At 60.9% G+C, this 5,848-nt stretch carries 5 protein-coding genes and 2 pseudogenes; 4 read left to right on the forward strand and 3 right to left on the reverse strand.

Going from position 1 to position 5,848, the window contains the following annotated elements:
- Window positions 1–40: 40 nt before the first annotated feature.
- Together GYA94_RS28565 and apbC are read right to left on the reverse strand one after the other, a co-directional pair.
- Window positions 41–238 (reverse strand): annotated as a pseudogene (locus GYA94_RS28565) (IS110 family transposase); the annotation flags it as partial.
- Between the two features lie 8 nt (window positions 239–246).
- Window positions 247–1,341 carry an iron-sulfur cluster carrier protein ApbC gene (gene apbC, locus GYA94_RS10905; protein WP_009684570.1) on the reverse strand — a complete coding sequence of 365 codons (1,095 nt, stop codon included), beginning with the start codon at window positions 1,339–1,341 and terminating at the stop codon, window positions 247–249.
- Between the two features lie 157 nt (window positions 1,342–1,498).
- On the opposite strand from apbC, the gene metG reads away from it, so the two are divergent.
- The 3 genes from metG to GYA94_RS27665 all read left to right on the forward strand — a co-directional run bounded on the left by metG (window position 1,499) and on the right by GYA94_RS27665 (window position 4,551).
- On the forward strand, window positions 1,499–3,538 hold the full coding sequence (gene metG / locus GYA94_RS10910) for a methionine--tRNA ligase (RefSeq protein WP_110679152.1): 2,040 nt from the start codon (window positions 1,499–1,501) through the stop codon (window positions 3,536–3,538).
- A 93-nt stretch (window positions 3,539–3,631) separates the two neighbouring features.
- Window positions 3,632–4,270 carry an endonuclease III gene (nth, locus tag GYA94_RS10915; RefSeq protein ID WP_009684568.1) on the forward strand — a complete coding sequence of 213 codons (639 nt, stop codon included), beginning with the start codon at window positions 3,632–3,634 and terminating at the stop codon, window positions 4,268–4,270.
- Window positions 4,271–4,374: 104 nt separating this feature from the next.
- Window positions 4,375–4,551: a PA3496 family putative envelope integrity protein gene (locus GYA94_RS27665; RefSeq protein WP_009684567.1), complete on the forward strand. Its 177-nt coding sequence runs from the start codon at window positions 4,375–4,377 to the stop codon at window positions 4,549–4,551.
- Window positions 4,552–4,597: 46 nt separating this feature from the next.
- Here GYA94_RS27665 and GYA94_RS10920 read toward each other — a convergent pair whose 3' ends face one another.
- A complete protein-coding gene (locus tag GYA94_RS10920; protein ID WP_009684566.1) occupies window positions 4,598–5,221 on the reverse strand; it encodes a response regulator transcription factor in 624 nt (207 codons plus the stop codon).
- A gap of 364 nt (window positions 5,222–5,585) precedes the next feature.
- Between GYA94_RS10920 and GYA94_RS10925 the strand changes: the two are divergent.
- Window positions 5,586–5,848 (forward strand): annotated as a pseudogene (locus tag GYA94_RS10925) (hypothetical protein); the annotation flags it as partial.

Here is a 5,848-nt window from a genome sequence, read left to right on the forward strand (position 1 = left end):
CCGTGTGATCTTCGAGTCCAACGGTGGACTGCGCCTAGCTCAAGCGCCTCAGGTCATCATCGCGCTGCTGAACCAGTCGATCACGTTGCTGCAGCAACTCCCTAAGAAGCGCACGCTCCGGACTGATCCGCAGGGTGGGCTGATCTGGAATGACTTCAGCGTAATGGGCCAACACTTCGGCATCGATAGCATCGGTTTTGGCTTTGATGCCGATGGCCTCTGCGAACGCTCGGGCTCGCTCTCAGGTCAATCTTCGCTGATGGTGATGCTCGGCATCGCCGGCGCTGCAGCTTCCTGCAGCACGATCCGCGCCCCTACCTGGCGCGCCAGTTCCTGGTAGACCATGGCAATCTGGCTTTCCGGCTCGGCAATGGCGGTCGGCTTGCCGTTGTCGGCCTGCTCGCGGATGACCATCGACAGTGGCAGCGAGGCCAGCAGATCGACGCCATACTGGCTGGCCAGTTTCTCGCCACCGCCTTCGCCGAACAGGTGCTCGGCATGGCCGCAGTTGGAACAGATGTGCACGGCCATGTTCTCGACCACGCCCAGTACCGGGATGTTGACCTTACGGAACATTTCCACGCCCTTGCGGGCATCGAGCAAGGCCAGGTCCTGTGGTGTGGTAACGATCACCGACCCGGCCACCGGCACCTTCTGGGCCAGGGTCAGCTGGATGTCACCGGTGCCCGGGGGCATGTCGATCACCAGGTAGTCCAGGTCGTCCCACGCGGTCTGGGTCACCAACTGCAGCAGCGCACCCGAGACCATCGGGCCACGCCAGACCATCGGCGTGTTGTCGTCGGTCAGGAACGCCATGGACATCACTTCCACGCCATGCGCCTTGATCGGCACAAACCACTTCTGTTCGCGAATCTGCGGGCGGGTGCCTTCGGCGATACCGAACATAACGCCCTGGCTGGGGCCATAGATGTCGGCATCCAGAATACCCACCCGGGCACCCTCGCGGGCCAGCGCCAGGGCCAGGTTGGCGGCGGTGGTCGACTTGCCCACGCCGCCCTTGCCCGAGGCCACGGCGATGATGTTCTTGACGTTGGCCATGGCCGGCACCTGGGCCTGGGCCTTGTGCGCGGCAACCACGCAGTCGATCGACACCTGGGCGCCGCTGACGCCCTCGAGGTTGCCGATGGCGGTCTGCAGCACCTGGGCCCAGCCGTTCTTGAACAGCCCGGCGGCATAGCCCAACTGCAACTGCACGCTGACGTGCCCGCCCTGGATATCGATGGCGCGCACGCAACCGGCGCTGACCGGGTCCTGGTTCAGGTAGGGGTCGGTGTACTGGCGAAGCACGCCTTCGATGGCGGCACGGGTGACGGCACTCATGGAGACTCCCATTGGCAAACTGAATGTAAAACAGGCGCCTATCCTAACCCGTCAATCATCGGCAGATGCGCTTGCGGGGTGAAATATCTTCGCCAGCCCTTTATAGTGGCCGATCACCCTCATTTTTACCCCGAGCCAGATAAGTAGCCGAGCCACCATGTCCGAGCCACGCCAGATTCTCGTCACCAGCGCCCTGCCCTATGCCAATGGATCGATCCACCTTGGCCATATGCTGGAGTACATCCAGACGGATATGTGGGTACGCTTCCAGAAGCTGCGCGGGAACCAGTGCATTTACGTCTGCGCCGACGACGCTCACGGCTCGGCCATCATGCTGCGCGCGGAAAAGGAAGGCATCACCCCGGAACAGCTGATTGCCAACGTCCAGGCCGAACACAGCAGCGACTTCGCCGACTTCCTGGTGGACTTCGACAACTTCCACTCCACCCACAGCGAAGAAAACCGTGAGCTGTCGAGCCTCATCTACACGCGCCTGCGTGAGGCCGGGCACATTGCCACCCGTTCGGTGACGCAGTACTTCGACCCGGAAAAGGGCATGTTCCTGGCCGACCGCTTCATCAAGGGCACCTGCCCGAAGTGCGCGGCCGAAGACCAGTACGGCGACAACTGCGAGAAATGCGGCGCCACCTACGCACCGACCGAACTGAAGAACCCCAAGTCGGCCATTTCCGGGGCCACCCCGGTATTGCGCGATTCGCAGCACTTTTTCTTCAAGCTGCCCGACTTCCAGGCCATGCTGCAACAGTGGACCCGCAGCGGCACGCTGCAGGACGCGGTCGCCAACAAGCTGGCCGAATGGCTGGACTCCGGCCTGCAGGAATGGGACATCTCCCGTGACGCGCCGTACTTCGGTTTCGAAATTCCGGGTGAGCCGGGCAAATACTTCTATGTATGGCTCGATGCGCCTATCGGCTACATGGCCAGCTTCAAGAACCTTTGCGCGCGCCGCCCGGAACTGGACTTCGATGCGTTCTGGCGCGAGGGCTCCAAAGCCGAGCTGTACCATTTCATCGGCAAGGACATCGTCAACTTCCACGCCCTGTTCTGGCCAGCCATGCTTGAAGGCGCGGGCTTCCGCAAGCCGACCGCCGTCAACGTGCACGGTTACCTGACCGTCAACGGCGCCAAGATGTCGAAGTCGCGGGGTACGTTCATCAAGGCCCGTACCTACCTCGACCACCTGCAGCCAGAGTACCTGCGCTATTACTACGCCGCCAAGCTGGGCCGCGGCGTCGACGACCTAGACCTGAACCTGGAAGACTTCGTGCAGAAGGTCAATTCTGACCTGGTTGGCAAGGTGGTCAACATCGCCAGCCGCTGTGCCGGCTTCATCCACAAGGGTAACCAGGGCGTGATGGTTGGCGGTGATGCCGCGCCTGAACTGACCGAAGCCTTCCTGGCTGCCGCCCCGTCCATTGCCGAGGCCTACGAAGGCCGCGATTTCGGCCGCGCCATGCGCGAAATCATGGCGCTGGCCGACCGTGCCAATGCCTGGATCGCCGACAAGGCGCCGTGGTCCCTGGCCAAGCAGGAGGGCAAGCAGGACGAAGTGCAGGCGATCTGCGCCCAGGGCATCAACCTGTTCCGCCAGTTGGTGATTTTCCTCAAGCCGGTACTGCCGCTGCTGGCTGCCGACGCCGAGGCCTTCCTCAACGTGGCCCCGCTGACCTGGGACGACCACCTGTCGCGCCTGGAAAACCACACGCTGAACCCGTTCAAGGCACTGATGAGCCGTATCGAGCTGGCCAAGGTCGAAGCCATGGTCGCCGCCAGCAAGGAAGACCTGCTGGCCGCCGAACCCAAGGCCCCGGCAGGCAACGGCGAGCTGGCCAAGGACCCGCTGTCGGCAGAAATCGAGTTCGACACCTTTGCCGCCGTGGACCTGCGTGTGGCACTGATCGTCAAGGCCGAAGCCGTGGCGGGGGCTGACAAGCTGCTGCAGCTGACCCTGGACATCGGGGACGAACGCCGCAATGTGTTCTCCGGCATCAAGTCGGCGTACCCGGACCCGTCCAAGCTCGAAGGCCGCCTGACCATGATGGTCGCCAACCTGAAACCGCGGAAAATGCGCTTTGGCGTGTCCGAGGGGATGGTCATGGCGGCAGGCCCTGGTGGTGAAGAGATCTACCTGCTGAGCCCGGACAGCGGCGCCAAGCCAGGCCAGCGCATCAAGTAATTGACCGTGGGGGCTGCCTGGCAGCCCCGTTGGCTTCTGCGGCGGGCCGGGGCAATCCCGGCCTGTGCGCGCCATCAAGGAAAGCTCTGATTCATGAACGCCGCCAAACGCCTGGAGATTTTTCGCAGGCTGCATGAAGACAACCCTGACCCGAAAACCGAACTGGCCTACACCACGCCATTTGAATTGCTGGTGGCAGTGACACTGTCCGCGCAATCGACCGACGTCGGCGTCAACAAGGCTACGGCGCGCCTGTTCCCCGTCGCCAACACCCCCGAGGCCATCTATGCCCTGGGCGTCGAAGGCCTCAGCGAATACATAAAGACCATCGGGCTGTACAACAGCAAGGCCAAGAACGTCATCGAAGCCTGCCGCTTACTGATCGAGCGTCACGGTAGCCAGGTACCCCAAACCCGTGAAGCGCTGGAGGCACTGCCAGGTGTCGGCCGCAAGACGGCGAACGTGGTGCTGAACACGGCGTTCCGCCAGCCGACCATGGCCGTCGATACGCATATTTTCAGGGTCAGCAATCGCACGGGCATAGCGCCGGGCAAGACTGTGCTGGAAGTGGAAAAGAAACTGGTCAAGTTCGTACCCAAGGACTACCTGCTGGACGCCCACCACTGGCTGATTCTCCATGGCCGCTATGTTTGCCAGGCACGCAAGCCAAGATGCGGCAGCTGCAGGATTGAAGACCTGTGCGAGTACAAGCACAAAACTTCTGACGATTGAGCGGATAGCTGAAAACCACTGCAGGCGATTGAAAAAATCTTTTTTACCAGCGCCTGCTTTCTGGTTATAAGGTCGGCCAACGGCCCCTTGGCTTGGAGCGACTCATGAGTACCGATAAAGACGACCTGTCGATCGAAGATGATTTTGTTGCCGTAGAAGATGACGCGGAGCCCCCGGTGGAATCTGCAAAAACCAACCTCAGCAAACGCCGCACCATCGACAACTTGCTCGAAGAACGGCGCCTGCAGAAACAACTGGCCGATTTCGATTACGACCTGTAGCCCTACCTTGGCAAAGCCTCCTGCCCGGAGGCTTCATGGCCTGTGCTCAGCTCAGGCCTTGCCGTTGCGCCAACTCGATCAGGTCTACCAGCGACCGTGCATTGAGCTTGAGTAGCAGGCGTGACTTGTAGGTACTGACCGTCTTGTTGCTCAGGTACATGCTGTCGGCAATTTCCTTGTTCGAACGGCCGCGCGCTAACTGTTGCAACACGGTCATTTCCCGGGCCGAGAGGCGGTTGACCATGTCCACCTCGCTGCCCGTGCCCCTGCCCCGGGCCGCGTGCAGGGCCTGGTTGGGGAAGTAGCTGTAGCCCGAGAGCACTGCCTTGATTGCGCTCAACAGTTCGGTAAGTTCCTGTTGCTTGCATACATAACCCGCCGCCCCCGCCTGCATGCAGCGCATCGAAAAATTGCCGGGTGCCTGCGACGTCAGTACCAGCACCTTGCTGCCTGGGCTGAAGCTGGCCATGCGGGCAATCACCTCCAGGCCATCCAGCTTCGGAATACCGATATCCAGCACCACGATGTCCGGCAGGTGTTGCCGCGTCAGCTGCAATGCAGCCACCCCATTGTCGGTCTCCCCCACGACGTCATACCCATGCCGCTCCATCAGCATGCGCACGGCAAGGCGTATGACCGGATGATCATCAACGATAAGCACTTTATTCATGCGACATCCATTCATTCACTGTTGTGGCTTTGGCACGCCAAGATAACTGACAGAACGACCGATGGCGCGGCGATTTGCCGACGAAACTCATGTGCAGACAAAACCTACAATAGTTGCGGAAACTTCCTACACATCGCGACTATGGTTGTAACAAACAAATTCCTTATTACCGATTACAGGCGTGTACCCGGTGGCCAGTTGCACTTTGAGCACAGACTGTCATGGGCTTAAACACCCCTTCCCGACTTCGGCGTGAAGCGTGGATCAGGGACTTTGCCCGTTGTCGCGCACCGGGAAGCAGTCCAGTCTTTAGTTGCCCGGCGCAGTAAGGCAAAGATGGGCAAAACCGCTGGAGGCAGCCACCATGACCCAAGCACAACCTGTCGCCCCGCTGACGATCATTGCCATCTTCGCCGGGATCATCGAAGCCTCCGCCCTGGCCACACTGCCCTTTCTCAGCGAGTCCAGCCAGAAGCTCTATACCTGGTTCCTGGTGGGCTTTCCGTTCTTCCTGACCGCGCTGTTTTTCCTGACACTCAACTTCAACTACAAGTCGTTCTACAGCCCGTTACCCAACAAGGCAGCAGCGGACAGCGCGCCCCCACCCAGCAGTGAAGCCCTCGCTGC

The organism is Pseudomonas juntendi, assembly GCF_009932375.1.
Lineage (GTDB): Bacteria > Pseudomonadota > Gammaproteobacteria > Pseudomonadales > Pseudomonadaceae > Aquipseudomonas > Aquipseudomonas juntendi.